We start from the raw sequence: 23,798 nt of genomic DNA on the forward strand, positions 1-23,798 counted from the left end.
CAACGCCTCGGGGGCGGCGGGCGGGCGCCCAGGGGGTGGTCCTGGGGTCGGGGTCGTCAGCTGGTGCGGTCGGCGATGTAGTCGCAGAGGGATTCGAGGGCGCGGCGGGCCGGGCCCTCGGGGAGCGGGGCGAGGTGGGCGCGGGCGTCCTCGGCGTAGCTGCGGACGGTCTCCCGGGCGCGCTTGAGCGCCGGGGACTCGCGGAGCAGGCCGAGGGCCTCGGCGTGCAGCGCGTCGTCGACCAGCGGCCCGGTGGCCAGGATCTCCCGCAGGCGGACGCTGGCCGCGTCGGAGTCGTCGGAGGCGAGCGCGTAGAGCACCGGCAGGGTCGGCACGCCCTCGCGCAGGTCGGTGCCGGGCGTCTTGCCCGACTGCATCGACTCGCTGGCGATGTCCAGCAGGTCGTCGGAGAGCTGGAAGGCCACCCCGATGACCTCGCCGTAGCCGGCCAGCGCCTCGACGTGCTCGGCGGACGCCCCGCCGAACATGCCGCCGAAGCGGGTCGAGGTGGCGATCAGCGAGCCGGTCTTCTCGGCGATCACGTGCAGGTAGTGCGCGACCGGGTCGGTGCCGCGCGGGCCGACCGTCTCGGCGATCTGCCCGTGCACCAGCCGGGCGAAGGTGCGCGCCTGGAGGCGGACAGCCTCCGGGCCCAGGTCGGCCGAGATGTCCGCGGCCCGGGCGAAGAGGTAGTCGCCCACCAGGATGGCGACCGAGTTGGTCCAGCGGGAGTTGGCGCTCGGGGCACCCCGGCGCACGACCGCCTCGTCCATGACGTCGTCGTGGTAGAGCGTCGCCAGGTGGGTGAGCTCCATCACCACGGCGGCGGGGACGACGTTCGCGGCGTCCGGATCGCCGAACTGGGCGCCGAGCGCCACGAGCAGCGGGCGGAACCGCTTGCCGCCGGCCTCGACCAGGTGCCGGGCCGCCTCGGTGACGAGCGGGTCGGCGCTGGCCACGCTGGCGCGCAGGTGGGTTTCGACCCGATCCAGGAGGCCCAGCACGGACGCCTCGACGCGTGGATCGGCGAGGTGCAGTCCGAGCGCGCCGAACTGACCCGTGCTCTCCGGGCCCGGACGACCGCCCGGCCCGGTGGCACCTGAACGCTCGCCAGCCGGAATCACCACGCCATCAACCATGCCACACCCGTTCGACCTGCCCAGCGAGGGGGATACGGACCGGGGGCCGGTACGCCACGGCGTACCGGCCCCCCGGGGAGATCCTGGGTCATCGCACGAATTCGGCGGCGCCGTTGGCCAGGTCGAGCAGGGGCGCCGGAGCGACACCCAGGACCAGCGTGGCGAGCACGCCGATGACCAGGGCGGCCGACGTGAGCGCGCCCGGCACGGTGACCGTCGGGGTGGCGTCGCCCGGCTCGGAGAGCCACATCATCACCACGACCCGCAGGTACGGGAAGGCCAGCACCATGCTGGTCAGCACGCCGGCGATGACCAGCCAGGCCTGGTTCGCGTCCAGCGCCGGGGCGAAGACGGCGAACTTGCTGGTGAACCCGCTGGTGAGCGGGATACCGGCGAAGGCCAGCAGGATGAACGTGAAGATGGCCGCGAAGAACGGCGACCGGCGGCCCAGCCCGGCCCAGCGGGACAGGTGGGTGGCCTCCCCGTCGGCGTCCCGGACCAGGGTCACGACGGCGAACGCGGCGAGCACCGAGAAGCCGTACGCGACCAGGTAGAACATCGTGCCGGAGAGCCCGTCCTTGCTGGGCGCCAGCACGCCCACCAGCAGGTAGCCGGCGTTCGCGATCGACGAGTACGCCAGCAGCCGCTTGATGTCCGTCTGGGTGACCGCCAGCACCGCGCCGACCAGCATGGTCAGCACGGCCACCGCGCCGAGCACCGGGGTGAAGTCCCAGGAGGCGCCGGCGAAGGCCACGTGGAAGACCCGCAGCAGGGCGCCGAACGCGGCGACCTTGGTGCAGGCGGCCATGAAGCCGGTCACCGGCGTCGGGGCGCCCTGGTAGACGTCCGGGGTCCAGACGTGGAACGGGGCGGCGGCGGCCTTGAAGAGCAGGCCGATGGCGAGCAGCGCCATGCCGGCGAAGAGCAGCACCGGGCTGGACGTGGACTCGCCCACCGCGGCGTGCACGGTGGCGAAGTCGACGCCGGCGCCGCGGTTCGGGATCCCGGAGGTGAAGCCGTAGATGAGGGCCACGCCGAAGAGGAAGAACGCCGAGGCGTACGCGCCGAGCATGAAGTACTTCAGCGCGGCCTCCTGGCTCAGCAGCCGCCGGCGGCGGGCCAGCGCGCAGAGCAGGTACAGCGGCAGCGAGAAGACCTCGAGCGCGATGAACATGGTCAGCAGGTCGTTCGCCGCCACGAAGATCAGCATGCCGCCGATCGCGAAGGTGACCAGCGGGTACACCTCGGTGGTGCCACCCGTCCCCTCGGCCTGCCGCCGGTCGTCGTCGGACTCGGCGGTGACCGCGGCATGGGCCACGAAGGCCCCGCCCCGCTCCACCGCGCGCTCCCCGACGAGCAGCAGCGCCATGGCGGCCAGGATCAGGATGGCGCCCTGGAGGAAGAGCGTCGGCCCGTCCACGGCGATGGCCTGACCGGCGGTGATCAGCCGGTCGTCGGCGTTCAGGATCACCATGGTCAGCGCGGCGAGCACCGCCAGCAGGGCGAGCGTGAGCTGCACCGCGTTACGCAGGCGGCGCGGCACGAACGCCTCGACCAGGACGCCGACCAGGGCGGCGCCCAGCATGATCAGGATGGGAGCGAGCGCCGCGTAGTCGATCGACGGCAGCTTCAGTTCACTCACTTCGCAGCCTCCTGGACACTGCCGATCTCAGGGGCGGGATCGGTCTTGCCGACGTCCTGCATGGTCGCCTGGACGGCGGGGTTGATGACATCGGTGACCGGCTTGGGGTAGAAGCCGAGCAGCACGATCAGCGCGATCAGCGGGGCGACCACGACCTTCTCGCGCAGGCTGAGGTCCCGGCGCATGCCGTCGACCTCGGTCAGGGCCGGGTTGAGGGTGCCCTGGGTGGTGCGCTGCACCATCCACAGCACGTAGGCCGCGGCCAGGATGATGCCGAGCGTGGCGATCACCGCGACCGGCTTGTTCGTGGTGAACGTGCCGATCAGCACCAGGAACTCGGAGACGAACGGCGCGGTGCCGGGCAGCGCCAGCGAGGCGAGACCGGCGAAGAAGAGCACCCCGGCGAGCAGCGGCACGAGCTTGCCGGCGCCGCCGAAGTCGCTGATCAGCGCCGAGCCCCGGCGGGCGATCAGCATGCCCACCACGAGGAAGAGCAGGCCGGTGGCCAGGCCGTGGTTCAGCATGTAGAGCACCGCGCCGGTGCCGGCCTGGGTGGTGAAGGCGAAGATGCCGACGCCGATGAACCCGAAGTGCGCGATCGAGGTGTACGACACCAGCCGCTTGAGGTCGTTCTGCCCGACCGCCAGCAGCGCGGCGTAGATGATGCCGATCACGCCGAGCGCCAGCGCCCACGGGGCGAACCACCTCGACGCCTCGGGGAAGAGCGGCAGGCAGTACCGCAGGATCCCGAAGGTGCCGACCTTGTCCAGCACGCCGACGAGCAGTGCGGCCGCGCCGGCCGGGGCCGCGCCACCGGCGTCCGGCAGCCAGGTGTGGAACGGGAAGAACGGCGCCTTGATCGCGAACGCGAGGAAGAAGCCGAGGAACAGCCAGCGGGCCGTGTCGGTGGCGAACTCCGCCTGGCTGAGCGCCTGCCAGTCGAAGGTCTTCCCGCCGACCACCCAGAGGCCGATCACCGCGGCCAGCATGAACAGGCCGCCGACCAGGGAGTAGAGGAAGAACTTGACCGCCGCGTACTGCCGCTGGTGGCCGCCGTAGCTGCCGATGAGGAAGTACATCGGCACCAGCATGACCTCGAAGAACACGTAGAACAGGAAGACGTCGGCGGCGGCGAAGACGCCGATCATCGTGCACTCGAGGATGAGCAGCAGCGCGAAGTAGACCGGCACCGAGCGCCTGGACGACTCGGCGTCGTGCCACGACGCCAGGATCACCAGCGGCACCAGGATCGCGATGAGCATCAGCATGACCAGCGCGATGCCGTCCACCTCGAAGGTGAAGTTGACGCCCCAGTTCGGGATCCACGCGTACGACTCGCGGAACTGGAACCGGTCACCGTCGGCCTGGAAGGCGATCCACATGGCCACCGAGAGGACCAGCACCAGCAGCGACCAGCCGAACGCCACCAGCTTGGCCAGGTCCGGGTTGCGCCGCGGCAGCAGGGCCACAATCAGGGCACCGACCAGCGGTGCCACGGTCAGCACCGAGAGGAACGGGAAGTTGGACATTATTCGGCCTTACCTCCGTCGTGACTGCGTGGCCCGCCGGCGGGGGCGGCCGCGTTGAGGTCGATCACGCCAGCCACCCCGCCTGCACCGCCAGGAAGGCCGCCACCACGAGCAGCGCGCCGGTCAGGATCGAGGTCGCGTACGACCGCACGAAACCGGTCTGCAGCCGCCGGAGCCGGCCCGAGCCCCCGCCCACCGCGGCGGCGAGGCCGTTGACCAGCCCGTCGACGCCCCGGTTGTCGAGGAAGACCAGCGCCCGGGTGAGGAAGATGCCCGGCTTCTCGAAGACCGCCTCGTTGACGGCGTCCGTGTAGAGGTTCCGGCGGGCGGCGGTGACCAGCACGCCGGCCGGCTGCGGCTCGGTGGCCGTGCCGGTGCGGAACAGGAACCAGGCCAGCCCGGCGCCGAGCACGGTCACCAGCAGGGAGAGCGCGGTGATCAGCCAGTGCGCGAGGACGGCCTCGTGGCCCTCCTCCTGGCCGCCCAGGCCGGCGGTCGCCTCCAGCCAGTCCGGCACCGACGTGGCGAGCAGGAAGCCCGCCCCGACCGAGCCGATGGCCAGCAGGACCAGCGGGATGGTCATCAGCTTCGGCGACTCGTGCGGGTGCTCGATGTCCTCGGTCCAGCGCGCCGGGCCGTGGAAGGTGAGCACGAACAGCCGGGTCATGTAGAACGCGGTGAGCCCGGCGCCGAGCAGCGCGGCCAGGCCGAAGAGCCACGCCGTCCAGCCCTCCCGCTCGAACGCGGCCACGATGATCGGCTCCTTGGAGAAGAAGCCGGAGAACGGGAACATGCCGATGATGGCCAGCCAGCCCATCATGAAGGTCAGCCAGGTGACCTTCATGTACTTCGACAGGTTGCCGAAGCGCCGGATGTCCACCTGGTCGTTCATGCCGTGCATGACCGAGCCGGCCCCGAGGAACATGTTGGCCTTGAAGAAGCCGTGCGCCAGCAGGTGCACGATGGCCAGCGCGTACGCCGCGCCGCCCAGGCCGACGCCGAGGAACATGTAGCCGATCTGGCTCACCGTGGACCAGGCCAGCACCCGCTTGATGTCGTCCTTGGCCGCGCCGATGACGCAGCCCATCAGCAGGGTGACCGCGCCGACGCTGACCACCACGAGCTGGAGGGTGTGGTCGGCCGAGAAGATCGGGTTGGAGCGGGCGATCAGGTAGACGCCCGCGGTGACCATGGTCGCCGCGTGGATGAGCGCGGAGACCGGGGTCGGCCCCTCCATGGCGTCCGGCAGCCACGCCTGGAGCGGGAACTGGCCGGACTTGCCCGTCGCGCCGAGCAGGAGCAGCAGGCCGAGCACCAGCACGGTGGTGCTGCTCAGCGCGCCGACGCCGTTGAAGACCTCGTCGTACTGGGTGGTGCCCAGCATGGCGAACATGACGAAGATGCCGATGGCCAGGCCGGCGTCGCCGACCCGGTTCATGAGGAACGCCTTCTTGCCGGCGGTGGCCGCGCTCGGCCGGCCGTACCAGAAGGAGATCAGCAGGTACGACGCCAGACCGACGCCCTCCCAGCCGAAGTAGAGCATCACGTAGTTGTTGCCGAGCACGAGCAGCAGCATGGCGGCGACGAACAGGTTGAAGTACCCGAAGAACCGCCGGCGGCCCTCGTCGTGCGCCATGTATTCGACCGCGTAGAGGTGGATCAGGAAACCCACCCCGGTGATCAGCAGGACGAAGACGGCGGCCAGCGGGTCGAAGAGCAGACCGAAGTCCACCTTGAGGTCGCCGACCGTGATGAACTGCCAGAGGCTCTGCTCGACCTGCTTGTTCTCCAGGCCACGGAGCTGGAAGAAGTAGGTCAGGCCGAGCACGAAGGCGGCGCCGATGGCCGCCACGCCCAGCCAGTGACCCCAGCGGTCCGCCCGCTTGCCGAGCAGCAGCAGGATCGCCGCGCTCACCAGCGGGATGGCCACCAGCAGCCAGACACTGCCCAGAAGCCCGCTGGCCTGGGCGAATTCCACAGTCTCTTCCACCACGAGCCCCTCAGTACTTCAGCAGGTTGGCGTCGTCGACGCTCGCCGAGCGCCGGGTCCGGAAGATCGACATGATGATGGCGAGCCCGACCACGACCTCGGCCGCGGCCACCACCATCACGAAGAACGCCATGATCTGGCCGTTCAGGTCGCCGTTGATGCGGCTGAACGTGACAAGCGTCAGGTTGGCCGCGTTGAGCATCAGCTCGACGCACATGAACAGCACGATCGCGTTGCGCCGGACCAGCACGCCGACGGCGCCGATGGTGAACAGCACCGCCGCGAGGATCAGGTAGTAGTCCGGGGTCATTTGTCGGTCCCCTTCAGCGTGGTCTCCTCGGCGGTCAGCTCCCGCACCGGCAGGATCTCCGGGATGCTGCGGTCGGTCAGCCGGCCGTCGGGCAGGCGGGCCGGGGTGGCCACCGAGGACGACGTGGCGAAGACGCCCGGTCCGGGCTTCGGGCCGGGGTAGTTGCCGGGGCGGAACCGGGCCTTCATGGTGGCGACCTGGTCCATCCGGTCCTCCTTGCGCCGCTCCACGTGCGCCAGCACCATCGCGCCCACCGCCGCCGTGATGAGCAGCGCGGAGGTCAGCTCGAAGGCGAAGACGTACTTGGTGAAGAGCAGCCGGGCGATGCCCTGCACGTTGCCCTCGGCGTTCGCCCGGTCCAGGCCGACGGCCTGCACGCCCTCCAGCGCCCGGTAGAGCCCGGAGCCGATCAGGCCGGCGAAGCCGAGCCCGAGCACCACCGCGGCGACCCGCTGGCCGCGCAGCGTCTCGATCAGCGAGTCGGAGGCGTCCCGGCCGACCAGCATCAGCACGAACAGGAACAGCATCATGATCGCGCCGGTGTAGACGATGATCTGCACCATGCCGATGAACGGCCCGGCCTGGAGCACGTAGAACACGCCCAGGCAGAGCATGGTCAGCACCAGCCAGAGCGCCGAGTGCACCGCGTTGCGCGCCCAGACCATGCCGATGGCCCCCAGGAGGGCCAGCGGGGCGAGGATCCAGAAGGTGACCTCCTCACCCCCGGACACCTGGCCCGCCGCGGCGAGCACCGTCTGACTGGTCATGCTCCTGCTCCCTTGCCCGCCTCGGCCCGCTGAGCGGCCTGCTCGGCGCCGGGGAAGGTCACGCCGGGGTGCTCCTCCACCTGGTACCGGCCCGGGCCCATCGGCGAGTGCTCGGCGCCGGCCGAGGTGCCCGGGTTGGTCAGCCCGCCGACGTAGTAGTCCTTCTCGCTGTCGCCCAGCCGCATCGGGTGCGGCGGCTGCTCCATGCCCGGCAGCAGCGGCGCGAGCAGCTGCTCCTTCGTGAAGATCAGGTCCTGCCGGTTGTCCCGGGCCAGCTCGTACTCGTTGCTCATGGTGAGCGAACGGGTCGGGCAGGCCTCGATGCAGAGCCCGCAGAAGATGCACCGGGCGTAGTTGATCTGGTAGACGCTGGCGTACCGCTCACCCGGGGAGAAGCGCTGCTCCTCGGAGTTGTCGCCACCCTCCACGTAGATCGCGTCCGCCGGGCAGGCCCAGGCGCACAGCTCGCAGCCGATGCACTTCTCCAGCCCGTCCGGGTGCCGGTTGAGGATGTGCCGCCCGTGGTAGCGCGGCGCCGAGACCGGCGGCTTGAACGGGTAGTCGGTGGTGACGACCTTCTTGAACATGTGCGAGAAGGTGACCCCGAAGCCCTTGAACGTTCCGGTGATCGCGCCCACGTCACACCTCCCCTGACTCCGAGCCGGCGACCACGTTGGCCGGCTCCCGCTCGGCGACCACGCGCTTGGTACGCGGGCTCGGCGGAACCTGAAGATCCATCGGCGGCAGCGGGAAGCTGCCGTGCGGACGGCTGTTCACCTGCTCCTGGAGCGGCGGCTTCGGCGCCTTCTTCCGGCTCGGCCAGAAGAGCGTGGCCAGCAGCAGCACGCCCGCGCCGATGCCGGTGGCGAGCAGCCGGTCCTTGGTCTGCCAGTCCTCGATCGAGCGGAGGCCGCTCAGCACCAGGATCCAGACCAGGTTGATCGGCAGCAGGACCTTCCAGCCGAAGCGCATGAACTGGTCGTAGCGGAGCCGGGGCAGGGTGCCCCGCAGCCAGACGAAGACGAAGACCAGGGCGATGACCTTGCCGAAGAACCAGAGCATCGGCCACCAACCCGAGTTGGCGCCCGCCCAGAGCGTGATCGGCCAGGGTGCCCGCCAGCCGCCGAGGAAGAGCGTGGTGGTGACCGCGGACATGGTCACCATCGAGACGTACTCGGAGAGCATGAACAGCGCGAACTTGAGCGAGCTGTACTCGGTCATGAAGCCCGCGACCAGCTCCGACTCCGCCTCGGGCAGGTCGAACGGCGCCCGGTTGGTCTCACCGACCATGGCGATGAAGAAGATGATGAAGCTGGGCAGCAGCAGGATCGCGTACCAGCCCGGGGCCGGGATCTGCTGGCCGGCGATGGTCAGCTCGGTGGCGTCCCCCTGCGCGGCGACGATCCCGCTCGTCGACATCGTGCCGGCGGTCATGAACACCGCCACGATGCTCAGGCCCATGGCGACCTCGTACGAGATCATCTGGGCGCTGGACCGGAGACCGCCGAGCAGCGGGTACGTCGAGCCGGAGGCCCAACCGCCGAGCACGATGCCGTAGATGCCCATCGAGGAGCAGGCCAGGATCACCAGCACCGCCACCGACACATCGGTGACCTGCAGCGGCGTGTGGTGGCCGAAGATGCTCACCATCGGGCCGAACGGCACCACCGACAGCGAGGTGACGGCGCAGATCACCGAGATGGTCGGCGCGAAGAAGAAGACCACCTTGTCGGCCGTCCGCGGGAGGATGTCCTCCTTGAAGGCCATCTTCAGACCGTCGGCGAGGGTCTGAAGGAGGCCGAACGGGCCGACCTGGTTCGGGCCGGGCCGGACCGCCATGCGGCCGACCACCCGGCGCTCGAACCAGACGCCGAGCAGCGTGGCCAGCAGGCCGAAGACGAACGCGAAGACGATCTTCCCGAGGACCAGCCACCACGGGTCCTTGCCGAAGTCGGCAAGCGTCGGGTCCTGCGCCGCGAGGTAGAGGTTCACTGGACACTCCCGGTGTTGAGGAGCGGACCCGGACGGCCGGCCACGTCGGCGGCGACCGCCGCGGCCGAGACCTTGACGACCTCACCGGACGTCGCGCCGAGGCTGCGCCGGACGGTCGAGCCGGGTGAGTTGGTCGGCAGCCAGACGACCCCGTCCGGCATCTCGGTGATCGCCGCCGGCAGGGTGACCGCGCCGCGGTCGGTGCCGACGGTCACCGGGTCGCCGTCCGCGACGCCGAGCGCCTCGGCGGTGCCCTTGCCCAGCCGGACCACCGGCGGGCGGGCCGTGCCGGCGAGGTGCTCGTCGCCGTCGATGAGGCTGCCCAGGTCGAGCAGCTGGTGCCAGGTGGCCAGCACGGCCTCGCCGGCGCCGGGCTGCGGCACGGCGACCGGCTCGGCGGACGGGGCGGACGGCCGGTCCACCCGGGTCGGCGGCAGCGCGCCCAGCTCCCGGCGGACGCTCTGCACGTCGCCGGTGCCGAGCCGCACGTCGAGCTGCGCGGCGATCGCGTCGAGCAGCCGGCCGTCGGTCATCGCCCCGGTGTCCAGCACCTTCTCGAAGGGACGCAGCCGGCCTTCCCAGTCCAGGAAGCTGCCGGCCTTCTCGACCACCGGGGCGACCGGCAGGACCACGTCGGCCCGGCGGGCCACCGCGCTCATCCGCAGCTCCAGGCTGACCAGGAACGGCACCGCGTCCAGGGCCTGCTCGGCCAGGCGCGGGTCGGCCAGGTCGGCCGGGTCGACGCCGGCCACCACGAGGGCGCCGATCTGGCCGTTGACCGTGGCCGTGAGGATGCCGTCGGTGTCCCGGCCGGCCTGGCTCGGGATCACCCCGGCCGGGATGTCCCACGCCTCGCCCAGCTCGGCGCGGGCGGCCGGCTCGGTGACCACGCGGCCGCCGGGGAGCAGGTTGGGCAGGCAGCCCGCGTCGACCGCGCCGCGGTCACCCGCGCGCCGCGGCACCCAGGCCAGCTTGGCCCCGGTACGCCGGGCCACGTCCGCCGCGGCGGAGAGGCCGCCGGGCACCGCGCCCAGCCGCTCTCCGACGATCAGGATCGCGCCCGGCTGGCTCAGCGCCTCGGCCACCGTGGCGTGCTCGGCCAGCACGCTGGCCTCCTCGCCCGGCACCACCCGGGCCAGCTTGGCCCCGAGCTTCTCCAGGCCGCGGGTCGCGAACGGCGCGAGCGCGTACACGGTGAGCTTCTTCTTCAGGTACGCCTTGCGCAGCCGCAGGAAGAGGATGGGGCACTCCTCCTCCGGCTCCAGGCCGACCAGCACCACGGCGGGCGCGTTCTCCACGTCGGCGTAGGTCACGTCGGTGACCCCGGCGACGCTGCTGGCCAGGAAGTCGGCCTCCTCGCGGGAGACCGGGCGGGCCCGGAAGTCGATGTCGTTGGTGTGCAGCGCGACCCGCGCGAACTTCGCGTACGCGTAGGCGTCCTCGACGGTGAGCCGGCCGCCGGTCAGCACCGCCGTGCCCCGCTCGCCGTCCCGGGCGGCGCGCAGCCCCTCGGCGGCCCGGGTCAGCGCCTCGCTCCAGGACGCCTCGCGCAGCTCACCGGTCTTCTCGTCCCGCACCAGCGGGGTGGTGAGCCGGTCGAACGCGCGGGCGTACTGGAAGCCCCAGCGACCCTTGTCGCAGTTCCACTCCTCGTTCACCGCCGGGTCGTCACCGGCCAGCCGGCGCAGCACCTTGCCACGCCGCCAGTCGGTGCGCTGGGCGCAGCCGGCCGCGCAGTGCTCGCAGGCGCTGGGGGTGGAGACCAGGTCGAACGGGCGGGCCCGGAACCGGTACTGCGCGCCGGTCAGCGCGCCCACCGGGCAGATCTGCACGGTGTTGCCGGAGAAGTAGGAGTTGAACGGGACATCGCCCGTGTCGCCCTCCTCGCCGTACGCGTCGTCCCGGTAGATGTTGATCTCCTCGGCGGACGACCGGCCCATCAGGTCGATGAACTTGTCGCCGGCGATCTCCTCGGAGAACCGGGTGCAGCGCTGGCAGAGCACGCAGCGCTCGCGGTCGAGCAGCACCTGGGTGCTGATCGGCAGCGGCTTCGGGTACTCCCGCTTGTGCTCGTGGAACCGCGAGTCGGTGCGGCCGGTGGACATGGCCTGGTTCTGCAGCGGGCACTCGCCGCCCTTGTCGCACATCGGGCAGTCGAGAGGGTGGTTGAGGAGCAGCAGCTCCATCACCCCCTCCTGGGCCTTCTTGGCGACCGGGGAGGTGAGCTGGGTCCGCACCACCATGCCGTCGGCCACGGTCTGGGTGCAGGAGGCGACCGGCTTGCGCTGGCCCTCCACCTCCACCAGGCACTGCCGGCAGGCGCCGGCCGGGGCCAGCAGCGGGTGGTCGCAGAACCGCGGGATCTCGGTGCCCAGCTGTTCGGCGACCCGGATCAGCAGCGCCCCCTTGGGGGCGGTGACCTGGACGCCGTCGATGGTCAGGGTGACGGTCTCGGTCTGCTTGGCTACGTCGGTCATCAGTGGGCTCCCACCAGCTGCTTCTCGGAGAGCTTCGGCGCGGTACGTCCCTCGATGTAGTCGAGGTAGTCCTGCTTGAAGTACTTCAGCGACGAGGTCACCGGACTGGTCGCACCGTCACCCAGGCCGCAGAACGAACGGCCGAGGATGTTGTCGCAGGTGTCGAGCAGGGTGTCCAGGTCCTCGTGGGTGCCCTGGCCGGCGAGGATCCGCCGGTAGACCCGGACCATCCAGTAGTTGCCCTCGCGGCACGGGGTGCACTTGCCGCACGACTCGTGGTGGTAGAACTCCAGCCACCGGTAGGTCGCGTACACCGGGCAGTCCTGGTCGGAGAAGATCTGCGTGGCCGTGGTGCCCAGGATCGAGCCGGCCGCCGCCACCCCCTCGAAGTCCAGCGGCACGTCCAGGTGCTCGGCGGTGAGCAGCGGCGTCGACGAGCCGCCCGGGGTCCAGAACTTCAGGTTGTGCCCGGGCTGCATGCCGCCGGCCAGCTCGATCAGCTCGCGCAGCGTGATGCCCATCGAGCACTCGAACTGGCCCGGGTTGGCGATGCGGCCGGAGAGCGAGTAGATCATCGGGCCGGACGACTTCTCCGTGCCCATGGTCTTCCACCAGTCGGCGCCGCCCAGCACGATGTACGGCACGCTGGCGATGGTGCCGACGTTGTTCACCACGGTCGGGCTGGCGTACAGGCCGTGGGTCGCCGGGAACGGCGGCCGCAGCCGGGGCTGGCCCCGGAAGCCCTCCAGCGAGTCCAGCAGCGCGGTTTCCTCACCGCAGATGTACGCCCCGGCGCCGGAGTGCACCACCAGGTCGAGGTCGAAGCCGCTGCCCTGGATGTTCCGGCCGAGGTAGCCCTTGGCGTACGCCTCCCGCACGGCGTTGCGCAGCCGGCGGGCGGCGTGCACGGCCTCGCCGCGGATGTAGATGTACGCCCGGTTGGCGCGGATCGCGTACGAGGCGATGATGACGCCCTCGACCAGCGAGTGCGGGTCGTGGGTCATCAGCGGCAGGTCCTTGCAGGTGCCCGGCTCGCCCTCGTCGGCGTTCACCACCAGGTAGTGCGGCTTGCCGTCGCCCTGCGGGATGAAGCCCCACTTGAGACCGGTCGGGAAGCCGGCGCCACCGCGGCCACGCAGCCCGGAGTCCTTGATCAGCTGGATCAGGTCGTCCGGGTGCGCCTTGAGCGCCTTGCGCAGGGCGGCGTAGCCGTCCAGCTTCTCGTAGGTGCCGATCCGCCAGGCGTCCGGCGACAGCCAGCGCTTGGTGAGCACCGGCGTCAGCTTGGCCAGCGTCTCCGGCCGAGGAGCGGTCACTTCTGGACCCCCGTTCCGCTCGCGTCCGCCGGGGTCGTGCCGTTGCCGCCCGAGGACGCTTCGTTGAGGTTGCGCTGCTGCGCCCCGGCCTCGTCGCCGGCGGGCTTGCCGTCACCGGCCGGCGGGTTGGCCGCCGCCCCGGCGGCCTCCGCCGCCTGCGCGTCGCGGGACGCCGGCGCGGTGGTGTCCGTCGGGACCTTGGTGCCGGGTGCGTCCGGCACGGCGGTGCCCGCGTCCGGCTGCCGGGTCTCGGCGGTACGCACCTGCGGCGACTTGTCGTCCGGCGCCTTGACGTCCGGCGCGGTGCTGCCGGTGGGGGCGGATGCCCCGTCGCCACCCTTGACCGGAGCGGCGGCGGCCTCGGCCGGGGCCGGCTTGGCGGCCTCCGCCTTCGCCTTCGCCTCGGCGGCGGCCTTGTCGGCCTCGGCCTTGCTGCGGATCGGGGTGTTCGGGTCGAAGCCCGGCACCGAGATGCCGTGCTGCTCGGCCAGGCGCAGGCCGCGCAGGGTGGGCTCACCCGGCCCGCCGTCAGCCACCGCGGCGTCCCGCTCGTCGGCGAAACCGGCGAGCTGGACGGCCATCTCCTTGAGGGTGCACAGCCGGGCGCCCCGGGTCGGCATCGGCCGCCCGCCGGCCCGCAGCTCCTCCACCACGCCGAGCGCGCCCTGCGGGTCGACGTTGTCGAAGAAGTCGTAGTTGACCGTCATGACCGGGCCGTAGTCGCACGCCGCCAGGCACTCGGCGTGCTCCAGCGTGATCGTGCCGTCCGCGGTGGTCTCGTCGTGCCCGACGCCCAGGTGCTCGGCGAGGGTGTCGTAGACCTCCTGGCCGCCGAGCACGTTGCACATCGTGTTGGTGCAGACGCTGACCAGGTAGTCACCGGTCGGCTTGCGCTTGTACATCGTGTAGAAGGTGGCGACCGCGCCGACCTGGGCCTTGTTCAGGCCGAGCACCTCGGCGCAGAACTCGACCCCGGCCGGGGAGACGTACCCCTCCTCGGACTGGACCAGGTGCAGCAGCGGCAGCAGCGCCGAGCGGGACCGGTCGGCCGGGTACCGGGCGATGATCTCCCGCGCCCGCTCCCGGGTCTCTTCAGTGAAAGTCGTCATCGGTCACAACCACCCATCACGGGGTCCAGCGAGGCGCCACCGGCGATCACGTCGGCGATCAGGCCGCCCTCGGCCATCGCCGGGAGGGCCTGGAGGTTCACGAAGCTCGGCTCCCGGTAGTGCACCCGGTAGGGCCGGGTGCCGCCGTCCGAGACCGCGTGCACGCCGAGTTCGCCGCGGGGCGACTCGACGGCGACGTACACCTGGCCCGGCGGGACCCGGAAGCCCTCGGTGACGAGCTTGAAATGGTGGATCAGCGACTCCATCGACTGACCCATGATCTTGGCGACGTGCTCCAGCGAGTTGCCCATGCCGTCGACGCCGATGGCGAGCTGCGCCGGCCAGGCGATCTTGCGGTCGGCCACCATGACCGGGCCGGGCTTGAGCCGGTCGAGGGCCTGCTCGACGAGCTTCAGCGACTCCCGGATCTCGGCCAGCCGGACCAGGTAGCGGCCCCAGACGTCGCCGTCGGTGTGCGTCGGCACGTCGAACTCGTACGTCTCGTAACCGCAGTACGGCATGGTCTTGCGCAGGTCCCAGGCGAGACCGGCGGAGCGCAGCACCGGGCCGGTGACGCCGAGCGCGAGGCAGCCGGTCACGTCGAGCACCGCGACGTTCTTCGTCCGCTCGATCCAGATCGGCTGGCCGGAGAGGAGGTCCTCGTACTCCTTGAGCTTCTTCGGCATCATCTTGAGGAAGTCCCGGATCTTGACGATCGCGTCGTCCGGCACGTCCTGCGCCACCCCGCCCGGCCGCACGTACGCGTGGTTCATGCGCAGGCCGGTGATGGTCTCGAAGATGTCGAGGATGTACTCCCGCTCGCGGAAGCCGTACAACATCATGTTGATCGCGCCCAGCTCCATGCCGGTGGTGGCCAGCCAGACCAGGTGCGACGAGATCCGGTTGAGTTCCATCATCAGCACCCGGATGGTGGTGGCCCGCTCGGTCACCTCGTCGGTGATGCCGAGCAGCTTCTCCACCGCGAGCGCGTACGCCGTCTCGTTGAACAGCGGGGAGAGGTAGTCCATCCGGGTCACGAAGGTCGAGCCCTGGACCCAGTTGCGGTATTCGAGGTTCTTCTCGATGCCGGTGTGCAGGTAGCCGATGACCGAGCGGGCCTCGCGGACCGTCTCGCCCTCCAGCTCCAGGATCAGCCGGAGCACGCCGTGCGTGGACGGGTGCTGCGGACCCATGTTGACGACGATCCGCTCGTCGTTGATCGGGTCCGTGCCGGAGACGACCTGGTCCCAGTCCCCACCGGTGACGGTGAAGACCTTGCCCTCGGTGGTCTCACGCTCGGTCGCGTAGTTCGACGTGGTCACTGGTAGGACCTCCTCCGGTCCGGCGGCGGGATCTCGGCGCCCTTGTACTCCACCGGGACGCCACCCAGCGGGTAGTCCTTGCGCTGCGGGTGCCCCTCCCAGTCGTCCGGCATGAGGATCCGGGTCAGGTTGGGGTGGCCGTCGAAGACGATGCCGAACATGTCGTACGTCTCCCGCTCCTGCCAGTCGGCCGTCGGGTAGACGGCGGTGACGCTCGGCAGGTGCGGGTCCTCGGCGGAGACCGCGGCCTCCAGCCGGACCCGGCGCCGGTAGGTCATCGAGGTGAGCTGGTAGACGACGTGCAGCCGGCGCCCGTCCGCGCCCAGGTAGTCCACGCCGGACACCGAGGAGCAGAGCTCGAAGCGGAGCGCCAGGTCGTCGCGCATCACCTGGCAGACCTCGGCGATCCGCTCCGGGCGGACGTGCAGGGTCAGCTCGCCCCGGTCGACCACGACCTTCTCGATCGCCTCGCCGAACTGGGGGTACGCCTCCTCCAGCGCGTCGCGGACCTCGTCGAAGTAGCTCCCGTACGGGCGGGCGGCCTCCTCGATCGGCTTGCGCTGGCGGACCAGGCCGCCGTAGCCGGAGACGTCGCCGGTGCCCTGGTTGCCGAACATGCCGCGCCCGGCCGGGCTGGCCGGCGGGTACTCCGCCGGGGCGGTGCCGCTGGCGCCGGCCGGGGTCGTCGGGACCGGTACGCCGCCGTCGTTGTTCTTGTCGTTCGGTGCCGTCACTGCGCCTGCCCTCCGTTCGCGACTGCGGGGCTCCGCTCCGCTGCACTCCTCGCGCTCACTTGGGGCCCCCCTGCGACTGGAGGTGGTTCTGCGCCTTCATCCAGTTCTCGATCCGCAGCTGCTCCTCGCGCCCCTCGCGGACCGCCTTCGTCCACTCGGCGCGCCGGGCCTTGTCGTTGCGGTACGACGACGGCATCGAGCCGTAGGGCACGACGGGCACGTCACCGCGCTCCTTGCGGGCCTCCAGCATCTTGCGGCCGTTCGCGCCCAGCGGCTCGTACATGATCTTCTCGCGGAGCTTGAGCACCGCGTCGATGAGCATCTCGGGCCGGGGCGGGCAGCCCGGGAGGTACATGTCGACCGGCACGATGTGGTCGACGCCCTGCACGATGGCGTAGTTGTTGAACATGCCGCCGCTGCTGGCGCAGACGCCCATCGAGATGACCCAGCGGGGCTCGGCCATCTGGTCGTAGATCTGCCGCAGCACCGGGGCCATCTTCTGGCTCACCCGGCCGGCCACGATCATCAGGTCCGCCTGCCGCGGCGAGGCCCGGAAGACCTCCATGCCCCAGCGGCCCATGTCGTAGTGCGGACCACCGGCGGCCATCATCTCGATGGCACAGCAGGCCAGGCCGAAGGTGGCGCCCCAGACGGACGACTTCCGCGACCAGTTGACCAGCTTCTCCACGGAGGTGAGCAGGACGCCGGCCGGGAGCTTCTCCTCGATGCCCATCTGACGTACCTCCCTCAGTCCCAGTCCAGGCCGCCGCGCCGCCAGACGTAGGCGTAGGCGACGAAGACCGCGACGATGAACAGGACCATCTCCACGAAGCCGAAGATCGGCAGGGCGTCGAAGGAGACCGCCCAGGGATAGAGGAAGATGATCTCGATGTCGAAGACGATGAAGAGCATCGCCGTCAGGTAGAACTTGATCGGGAACCGGCCGCCGCCGACCGGCTGCGGGCTCGGTTCGATGCCGCACTCGTACGCCTCGAGCTTGGCCTTGTTCAGACGCCGGGGGCCGGCGAATCGGGCGGCGGCCACGGAGAACAGCGCGAACCCCGCGGCGAGGGCGAACAGCCCGATGATCGGTGCGTAAGGAGAGAGCGTCATCGTTGTCCCCTGCTCATCCTTCCCTGACCTCGGTCGTTGGCGAAAATCACACTATTCACGTCCCTCACGACCTCGACGGCGGGGGTCGATCTTTGTCGGTCCCGGGGGCCGGGACCGGTGGTCTACACGGCGGGTGCCACCCTCGTCATCGCGTTGATGACCCGGTCCATGGCGTCGCCGCCGCGCGGATCGGTGAGGTTGGCCAGCAGCTTGAGCACGAAGCGCATGAGCATCGGGTGCGGCATGCCGTGCTTGGTGGCCATCCGCATGACCTCGGGACGGCCGATGAGCTTCACGAAGATCCCGCCGAGCCGGTAGTAGCCGCCGAAGCGGGCCTTCAGCTCCTGCGGGTAGGCCAGCAGCGCCCGCTCCCGCTCCGCGCCGGCCGGACGGGCCAGCGCCTGCACCGCCACCTCGGCGGCCAGCTCGCCGGACTCCATGGCGTACGCGATGCCCTCGCCGTTGAACGGGTTGACCATGCCGCCGGAGTCGCCGACCAGCAGGACCCCGCGGGTGTAGTGCGGGACCCGGTTGAAGCCCATGGGCAGCGCGGCGCCGAGGATCGGCCCCTCCGCGTTGGCCTCGTCGGTCATCCCCCAGTCCTCGGGGGTGTTGGCCAGCCAGTCGGTGAGCAGCCGCCGGTAGTTCGTCTTGCCGAACGCCGAGGAGGAGTTGAGCACGCCCAGGCCGACGTTGACCCGGCCGTCGCCGAGGCCGAAGATCCAGCCGTAGCCGGGCAGCAGCGCGTCGTTGCCCTTGGCCCGCAGCTCCAGCCAGGACTCCAGGTAGTCGTCGTCGTGCTTCGCCGCCGAGCGGTAGTAGCGGCGGACCGCCACGCCGATCGGCCGGTCCTCCCGCTTGGCCAGCCCGAGGGCGAGGGGGAAGCGGCCGGAGACGCCGTCGGCGGCGACCACCAGCGGCGCGTGGAAGGTGGCCGGCTCCTTGTCCGGGCCCACCTCGGCCTGCACCCCGATCACGCGGTCGTCCGCGTCGAGCACCGGGGTCAGCACGTTGACGCTGGTGCGCAGCTTCGCCCCGGCGGCGACGGCCCGCTGCGCGAGCAGGTCGTCGAAGTCGAGCCGGGTCCGGACCAGGCCGTAGTTGGGGAAGCTGGCCAGGTCGGGCCAGTCCAGTTCCAGGCGTACCCCGCCGCCGATCACCCGCAGGCCCTTGTTGTGCAGCCAGCCGGCCTCGGGCGAGGTGTCCACGCCCATCCGGATGAGCTGCCGCACGGCCCGGGGCGTGAGCCCGTCGCCGCAGACCTTCTCCCGGGGAAATTCGGTCTTCTCCAGCAGCAGCACGCGTACGCCGTGCCGCGCCAGGTGGTACGCCGTCGCCGATCCTCCGGGACCGGCGCCCACGACGATGACGTCGGCGTCGTTCTCCACCGCGGTCATCCGCGCCTCCTCCCGCATGCTCGTGAAATGCTTCACAAGCCGATCGGGTTGGAGTCTATGACCGGCGTTACACCTGTATGCGCTGAGGGGGGCCTAACTCGCGGAAACAGGTCGGCGCGGGTGCGTCCGGAGGTCAGGAGCGGGTGGCGGTGGCCGGCCCCAGGCCGGCGTCGAGCCGGATCGCCTCCGGCAGGTGATCGCGCAGCGCGCCGCCGGCCGCGCGGTCGAGTGCGGCCAGCACCTCGGCGACCACCTGACGGACGTCGGCGGGATCCGCGCCGGCCAGATCCCGGAGCTGCGCGATCAGTTCCGCCGCGTCGTCGTCGGTGGTCGCTCGGTCGGGTCCCGTCATGGGGGCGAGCTTACGGGACAAAGTAGACCTAAAACGGATATTCACGAAAAGGACCGGCTTGCCGCCGGCCCCGACATCACTCCCGGGTCGCGCGGTGCAGTGCCACGACGCCGCCGGTCAGGTTGCGCCAGGCCACCCGGCCCCAGCCGGCCGCGCCGACCCGCGCGGCCAGCGCCGCCTGGTCCGGCCACGCCCGGATGGACTCGGCCAGGTAGACGTAGGCGTCCGGGTTGCTCGACACCGTGCGCGCCACCGCCGGCAGCGACCGCATCAGGTACGACAGGTAGACGGTGCGGAACGCCGGGTTGACCGGCGTGCTGAACTCGCAGACCACCAGCCGGCCGCCCGGCCGGGTGACCCGGGCCAGCTCACGCAGCGCGGCGTCGGTGTCGTTGACGTTGCGCAGCGCGAAGGAGATGGTGACCGCGTCGAAGCTGGCGTCGGCGAAGGGCAGCCGCAGGGCGTCCCCGGCCAGCAACGGCACCGCCGGCCGGGTGCGCTTGCCGGCGTGCAGCATGCCGAGCGACAGGTCCGCGCCCACCGCGTACGCCCCGGAGTGCGCCAGCTCCTCGGTCGAGACGCCAGTGCCGGCACCCACGTCCAGCACCCGCTCGCCGGGGCGCAGCCCCAGCGCCGCCCGGGTGGCCCGCCGCCAGAACCGGTCCTGCCCGAAGGAGAGCACCGTGTTGGTCAGGTCGTAGCGGGCGGCCACGCCGTCGAACATGGCGGCGACCTCGTGCGGCTGCTTGTCCAGGCTGGCGCGCTGGCCCTGGGGGGTACGGCTCACGCCTCCACTCTGCCAGCCGGCCCGCGCCCGACTCCTCCCGGGTACGCGAAGGGGCGGGGTGGTCACCCACCCCGCCCCTTCGGTGTCCGGGTTGGTCAGTCCTCGGCCCGCTCGTCGGTCGGCGTGACGAGGACCACCTTCCGGCGGCGGGAGAGCATCAGCAGCACCCCGCCGGCCAGCAGGATGGCCACGCCCACCCCAGCGATGAGCCCGACCTGCACACCGGTCACCGGCAGGCCGCCGCCGGCACCGCCACCCTCGGTCGGCGCGGGACTCGCCGTCGCGCCGCCGGTCGGGGTCGGCTCGGCGGTCGGCGTCGGCTCGACCGTCGGAGTCGGGGTCGGCGTGGGCTGCGTGGCCTGGTCGACGAACACGTCGAACTGGGCGGTGTTGTCGCCGTCGTCGGTCTCGGTGAAGCTGCGGCGCTGCGTCGAGGTGGCCACCCGGGGCTCCTCCTCCGGCTCGCCGGAGGCGGCGTCGAGCCCGGCGGCGTAGACGAAGCCGGGGCGGAGCACCTGCTCGGTGACGTCCGCGCCGACCTTCACCCGGACGCCGGCGCTGTAGTACTCGCCCGGCGCCAGCACCGCGCCACCGTCCTCGCAGTACGCCGTGGCCAGGCCGCCCAGCTCCTGCTCCTCGCAGCCCTCGGGCAGCTCGGCGAAGGTGACGCCGGCCGGCAGCGTGATGCCGTACGCGACGCCCGTGGCGCGGCGGCTGCCGTCGTTGAAGACGGCCCAGTCCAGCGGGGCGGTCTCACCCGGCCGCACCGGCTTCAGGCCGGACTCACCGGCCTCGTCGCCGTCGACCTGCACGTCCGCGTACACGTCCTGCACCCACGTCGTGAGGTCGTAGCCGGGCTCGGTGACGGTGATGTCGTGCTTGACGGTGTTGTTCTTCAGGTCGGGGTCGGCGGTGGCCGCGCTGATGGTGACCCGCAGGGTGCCCGCGTCGCCCTTGCCGCCGGTGGAGAAGAGCGGGATGCCGAAGTCCTCGGTGGTGCCGGCGGCCAGGTCGCCGAGCAGGCAGGAGAAGCGGGTGCCGTCGACCTCGCAGCCCTCCGGGACCACCACGCCGACCTTCCGGGGCTTGAGGCCCTTGGTCTCCACCGTGACCCGGACGCCCTTGGCGTCGACGGCGCCGCCGGTGTTGTCCACCTGGAACTTGAACGGCTTGGCCTTGGCCTCCTCGACGCCCTTGGCCAGCTGGTAGCTGAGTGGAATGAGCTGCAGGTCGGCCTGGTCGGCGGCGTGCGCCGGATCGGCGACGACACCGAGACCGCCGGCGGCCAGGAGGGTGACGACGCCGGCACGGGTCAGCGTCGATCGGTGCAGGAAAGTCATGGATCCCCCGGGGACGGGACATACCGATGGTTGCGGAACGAACGGACGCTACCGGAGCGACGTCGGGACACGCCAGAACCTGATCGATGAATTCGTCCGTCCTGTGCGGAGACGGAGACAGCAGGGGCGGGATGGTGACCCATCCCGCCCCTGCTGCTGTGCGTTATGTGAACGACCCTCGCGGGCCGATGGAGGACGCCGTCAGGCGGACGACGACAGCGTAACCGGCAGCCTCGTCGCGCGGGCCGAGGTCGCGCTGGTCGCCGCCGTCCTGTTATCTCCGAGGCCGGCGACCCGGTCGTCCGGCCGATGGAACCGGCGTCAGTTGGCCTCGACCAGCGGGAGGGACTTCCCGACACCGCCGCCCGGCAGGGCGATGGAGGAGAAGTGCGAGACCACGCGGTCGTCGCTCGGGTCGTCGGCCGGGGTGCGGTGCACCGCGAGCCGGTTGTAGAGGGTGTCCCGCTGCGCGGGGATGCGGTCCGCGGTGCGGATCATCGAGATCAGCTCGTGCAGGTTCGAGCGGTGCCGGGCGCCGGCCGAGGAGATGACGTTCTCCTCCAGCATGATCGAGCCGAGGTCGTCCACCCCCATGTGCAGGGCGAGCTGGCCGACGTCCTTGCCGGTGGTCAGCCACGACGCCTGCAGGTGCGGCACCGTCTCGAAGAAGAGCCGGGCCACCGCGACCAGCCGCAGGTACTCCAGCGTGGTCGCCTGGGTGCGGCCCTTCAGGTGGTTGTTCTCCGGCTGGTACGTCCACGGGATGAACGCGCGGAAGCCGCCGGTGCGGTCCTGCACGTCGCGGATCATCCGCAGGTGCTCGATCCGCTCGGCGTGGGTCTCGCCGGTGCCCATCATCATGGTCGCGGTCGACTCGAGGCCCTGCCGGTGCGCCAGCTCCATGACCTCCAGCCAGCGCGCACCCGACTCCTTGAGCGGCGCGATGGCGCGGCGCGGCCGGTCCGGCAGCATCTCGGCGCCCGCGCCCGCGATCGAGTCCAGCCCGGCGGCCTTGATCCGGGCGATGGCCTCGTCCAGGCTCACCCCGGAGACCTTGGCCATGTGCAGGATCTCGCTCGGGCCGATCGAGTGGATGACGAGCTGCGGGTACGCCTGCTTGACCGCGGAGAACAGCTCCTCGTAGTACTCCACGCCGTAGTCCGGGTGGTGGCCGCCCTGGAGCATCACCTGGGTGGCGCCCAGCTCGACCGCCTCGCCGCAGCGGCGCAGGATCTCCTCGGTCGGGTGGGTCCAGCCGTCCTGGTGCTTGGGGGCCCGGTAGAAGGCGCAGAACTTGCACGCCGTCACGCAGACGTTCGTGTAGTTGATGTTGCGGTCGATCAGGTAGGTGACGATGTTGTCCGGGTAGCGCCGCCGGCGCACCGCGTCCGCCGCCTCGCCCAGCCCGTGGAAGGGCGCCTCGGTGTAGAGCAGCAGGGCCTCCTCGGGCGTGATCCGCCCGCCGTCCGCGCCGCGCTGCAGGATGTCGTCGATCTCCCGGCTCACCGTCACGTACCCGAGGGTACGCCGCTGTGACGCCGACCCGGCCAGGGGTGCTCGACGGTGTGACGGCCCTCCGCCCGCCTCAAGGGCTGGCCACCGCGAGACCGAGCCTTCGCGACGTCCAACAATCGGCCGGTCGTAGGTGACGAACGCGACGAAGTCGGCGCCGGTCCGCGACGTCCACCGAACGGGACAACAGAGCCGCTGATCCTGGCCTATCGTGCGGTGCTCTCAGACTTCGATCAAGGAAGAGTCGTGACCGCACCCTTCGCCAATCCCCCGCAGGTCCCGCCCGTGCCCCAGCCGGCGGCCTGGCCCGGCGCCGCCCTCGCCTGCCGCTGCTGCGGCTCGGTCCCCGCGATCAAGGGGACGCTCCACGGGCACCAGGGCTTCCTCCTCTTCATGCGTACGCTCACCCAGCGCGGCCCGTTCTGCCGGTCGTGCGGCATCGCCCTCTGCCGGGACCTGAGCGCGAAGACGCTCTGGCAGGGCTGGTGGGGGCCCATCTCGATGATCATCACGCCGCTGGTCCTCATCGGGAACCTGGTCACCCGGGTTCGGCTCGGCCGCCTCGGCGAGCCGGTGCCGGGCGCTCCAGGCACGCCCGCGACGCCGGGCCGGCCCGTGTTCCGCCGGGCGGCGGTGTTCGGTCTCGGCATCCCCGTGGCGATCGCCTTCGCCGTCGGCTGGTCGATCTCCAGTGACCCGTCCTACGCCGACGTCGGTTCCTGCGTCAGCGCCTCCGGCCTGAGCACCGACCCGTTCGTCAACGTCGTCGACTGCGGCGACCAGTCGGCCACCTACGTCATCGTCGGCAAGGTCGAGGACACCACCGACGACGCCCAGTGCGAGCGGTTCTCCAATGCGGTCGCGGCCTACACCGAACGGGACGGGTCGGAGGAACTCCTGCTCTGCCTCGGCGCGAACCGCTGACGGTCACCGCCGCGTGCCGGTCCCGCTTCCGGGCCGGAACCGGCAC

Annotated in this window: 21 protein-coding genes; 1 reads left to right on the forward strand and 20 read right to left on the reverse strand. The window is 71.1% G+C overall.

Annotation, left to right across the window (positions count from 1 at the left end):
- Nucleotides 1-56: 56 nt before the first annotated feature.
- The 20 genes from NFX44_RS10660 to mqnC form a co-directional block, all read right to left on the reverse strand.
- The gene (locus NFX44_RS10660; protein WP_262283338.1) at nt 57-1,139 is read right to left on the reverse strand and encodes a polyprenyl synthetase family protein; all 1,083 of its coding nucleotides are present in this window, start codon (nt 1,137-1,139) and stop codon (nt 57-59) included.
- 88 nt (nt 1,140-1,227) lie between these two features.
- Nucleotides 1,228-2,781: an NADH-quinone oxidoreductase subunit NuoN gene (nuoN, locus tag NFX44_RS10665; RefSeq protein WP_262283339.1), complete on the reverse strand. Its 1,554-nt coding sequence runs from the start codon at nt 2,779-2,781 to the stop codon at nt 1,228-1,230.
- Nucleotides 2,778-4,310, reverse strand: a complete 1,533-nt coding sequence (locus NFX44_RS10670; protein ID WP_262283340.1) for an NADH-quinone oxidoreductase subunit M — start codon at nt 4,308-4,310, stop codon at nt 2,778-2,780. The genes nuoN and NFX44_RS10670 overlap by 4 nt, the downstream gene beginning before the upstream one ends.
- 64 nt (nt 4,311-4,374) lie before the next feature.
- Nucleotides 4,375-6,300 (reverse strand): NADH-quinone oxidoreductase subunit L, encoded by a 1,926-nt coding sequence (gene nuoL / locus NFX44_RS10675; RefSeq protein ID WP_262283341.1) that lies wholly within the window; start codon nt 6,298-6,300, stop codon nt 4,375-4,377.
- A gap of 10 nt (nt 6,301-6,310) precedes the next feature.
- Nucleotides 6,311-6,610 (reverse strand): NADH-quinone oxidoreductase subunit NuoK, encoded by a 300-nt coding sequence (gene nuoK / locus NFX44_RS10680; RefSeq protein ID WP_088959269.1) that lies wholly within the window; start codon nt 6,608-6,610, stop codon nt 6,311-6,313.
- A complete protein-coding gene (locus tag NFX44_RS10685) occupies nt 6,607-7,377 on the reverse strand; it encodes an NADH-quinone oxidoreductase subunit J (protein ID WP_262283342.1) in 771 nt (256 codons plus the stop codon). Before NFX44_RS10685 ends, nuoK begins: the two co-directional genes overlap by 4 nt.
- Nucleotides 7,374-8,015: an NADH-quinone oxidoreductase subunit NuoI gene (nuoI, locus tag NFX44_RS10690; protein WP_151461335.1), complete on the reverse strand. Its 642-nt coding sequence runs from the start codon at nt 8,013-8,015 to the stop codon at nt 7,374-7,376. The genes NFX44_RS10685 and nuoI overlap by 4 nt, the downstream gene beginning before the upstream one ends.
- Before the next feature lies 1 nt (nt 8,016).
- A complete protein-coding gene (nuoH, locus tag NFX44_RS10695) occupies nt 8,017-9,369 on the reverse strand; it encodes an NADH-quinone oxidoreductase subunit NuoH (protein WP_262283343.1) in 1,353 nt (450 codons plus the stop codon).
- Nucleotides 9,366-11,846, reverse strand: coding sequence for an NADH-quinone oxidoreductase subunit G (locus tag NFX44_RS10700; protein WP_262283344.1), 2,481 nt, complete (start codon nt 11,844-11,846; stop codon nt 9,366-9,368). The genes nuoH and NFX44_RS10700 overlap by 4 nt, the downstream gene beginning before the upstream one ends.
- Nucleotides 11,846-13,162: an NADH-quinone oxidoreductase subunit NuoF gene (nuoF, locus tag NFX44_RS10705; protein ID WP_262283345.1), complete on the reverse strand. Its 1,317-nt coding sequence runs from the start codon at nt 13,160-13,162 to the stop codon at nt 11,846-11,848. The genes NFX44_RS10700 and nuoF overlap by 1 nt, the downstream gene beginning before the upstream one ends.
- Nucleotides 13,159-14,271, reverse strand: a complete 1,113-nt coding sequence (nuoE, locus tag NFX44_RS10710; protein WP_262283346.1) for an NADH-quinone oxidoreductase subunit NuoE — start codon at nt 14,269-14,271, stop codon at nt 13,159-13,161. Before nuoE ends, nuoF begins: the two co-directional genes overlap by 4 nt.
- A complete protein-coding gene (locus NFX44_RS10715; protein ID WP_262283347.1) occupies nt 14,268-15,593 on the reverse strand; it encodes an NADH-quinone oxidoreductase subunit D in 1,326 nt (441 codons plus the stop codon). Before NFX44_RS10715 ends, nuoE begins: the two co-directional genes overlap by 4 nt.
- Nucleotides 15,590-16,327: an NADH-quinone oxidoreductase subunit C gene (locus NFX44_RS10720; protein WP_262283348.1), complete on the reverse strand. Its 738-nt coding sequence runs from the start codon at nt 16,325-16,327 to the stop codon at nt 15,590-15,592. The genes NFX44_RS10715 and NFX44_RS10720 overlap by 4 nt, the downstream gene beginning before the upstream one ends.
- Before the next feature lie 55 nt (nt 16,328-16,382).
- Nucleotides 16,383-17,060: an NADH-quinone oxidoreductase subunit B family protein gene (locus NFX44_RS10725; RefSeq protein WP_091261240.1), complete on the reverse strand. Its 678-nt coding sequence runs from the start codon at nt 17,058-17,060 to the stop codon at nt 16,383-16,385.
- Between the two features lie 14 nt (nt 17,061-17,074).
- Nucleotides 17,075-17,440, reverse strand: a complete 366-nt coding sequence (locus NFX44_RS10730; RefSeq protein ID WP_073834101.1) for an NADH-quinone oxidoreductase subunit A — start codon at nt 17,438-17,440, stop codon at nt 17,075-17,077.
- A gap of 122 nt (nt 17,441-17,562) precedes the next feature.
- Entirely contained in the window at nt 17,563-18,837 is a 1,275-nt protein-coding gene (locus NFX44_RS10735) for a geranylgeranyl reductase family protein (RefSeq protein ID WP_262283349.1), read from the reverse strand.
- 133 nt (nt 18,838-18,970) lie between these two features.
- Complete coding sequence (locus NFX44_RS10740) at nt 18,971-19,189, reverse strand: hypothetical protein (RefSeq protein ID WP_262283350.1); 219 nt, start codon at nt 19,187-19,189, stop codon at nt 18,971-18,973.
- A gap of 76 nt (nt 19,190-19,265) precedes the next feature.
- Nucleotides 19,266-19,976 (reverse strand): demethylmenaquinone methyltransferase, encoded by a 711-nt coding sequence (locus NFX44_RS10745; RefSeq protein ID WP_262283351.1) that lies wholly within the window; start codon nt 19,974-19,976, stop codon nt 19,266-19,268.
- Nucleotides 19,977-20,071: 95 nt separating this feature from the next.
- Nucleotides 20,072-21,316, reverse strand: coding sequence for a cell wall anchor protein (locus tag NFX44_RS10750; RefSeq protein ID WP_262283352.1), 1,245 nt, complete (start codon nt 21,314-21,316; stop codon nt 20,072-20,074).
- 321 nt (nt 21,317-21,637) lie between these two features.
- Nucleotides 21,638-22,828: a cyclic dehypoxanthinyl futalosine synthase gene (gene mqnC / locus NFX44_RS10755; protein WP_262283353.1), complete on the reverse strand. Its 1,191-nt coding sequence runs from the start codon at nt 22,826-22,828 to the stop codon at nt 21,638-21,640.
- A 246-nt stretch (nt 22,829-23,074) separates the two neighbouring features.
- On the opposite strand from mqnC, the gene NFX44_RS10760 reads away from it, so the two are divergent.
- Nucleotides 23,075-23,752, forward strand: coding sequence for a hypothetical protein (locus NFX44_RS10760; RefSeq protein WP_262283354.1), 678 nt, complete (start codon nt 23,075-23,077; stop codon nt 23,750-23,752).
- The last annotated feature ends 46 nt before the right edge of the window (nt 23,753-23,798 follow it).

Source organism: Micromonospora sp. MA102, assembly GCF_025460765.1.
GTDB lineage: Bacteria > Actinomycetota > Actinomycetes > Mycobacteriales > Micromonosporaceae > Micromonospora > Micromonospora halotolerans.

What these genes read in the sequence shown, in the direction of transcription:
- NFX44_RS10660 (WP_262283338.1), bottom strand. Translation starts at nt 1,139, where the DNA reads ATGGTTGATGGCGTGGTGATTCCGGCTGGCGAGCGTTCAGGTGCCACC.
- NFX44_RS10670 (WP_262283340.1), bottom strand. Translation starts at nt 4,310, where the DNA reads ATGTCCAACTTCCCGTTCCTCTCGGTGCTGACCGTGGCACCGCTGGTC.
- nuoK (WP_088959269.1), bottom strand. Translation starts at nt 6,610, where the DNA reads ATGACCCCGGACTACTACCTGATCCTCGCGGCGGTGCTGTTCACCATC.
- NFX44_RS10685 (WP_262283342.1), bottom strand. Translation starts at nt 7,377, where the DNA reads ATGACCAGTCAGACGGTGCTCGCCGCGGCGGGCCAGGTGTCCGGGGGT.
- NFX44_RS10700 (WP_262283344.1), bottom strand. Translation starts at nt 11,846, where the DNA reads ATGACCGACGTAGCCAAGCAGACCGAGACCGTCACCCTGACCATCGAC.
- nuoE (WP_262283346.1), bottom strand. Translation starts at nt 14,271, where the DNA reads ATGACGACTTTCACTGAAGAGACCCGGGAGCGGGCGCGGGAGATCATC.
- NFX44_RS10725 (WP_091261240.1), bottom strand. Translation starts at nt 17,060, where the DNA reads ATGGGCATCGAGGAGAAGCTCCCGGCCGGCGTCCTGCTCACCTCCGTG.
- NFX44_RS10730 (WP_073834101.1), bottom strand. Translation starts at nt 17,440, where the DNA reads ATGACGCTCTCTCCTTACGCACCGATCATCGGGCTGTTCGCCCTCGCC.
- NFX44_RS10735 (WP_262283349.1), bottom strand. Translation starts at nt 18,837, where the DNA reads ATGACCGCGGTGGAGAACGACGCCGACGTCATCGTCGTGGGCGCCGGT.
- NFX44_RS10740 (WP_262283350.1), bottom strand. Translation starts at nt 19,189, where the DNA reads ATGACGGGACCCGACCGAGCGACCACCGACGACGACGCGGCGGAACTG.
- NFX44_RS10750 (WP_262283352.1), bottom strand. Translation starts at nt 21,316, where the DNA reads ATGACTTTCCTGCACCGATCGACGCTGACCCGTGCCGGCGTCGTCACC.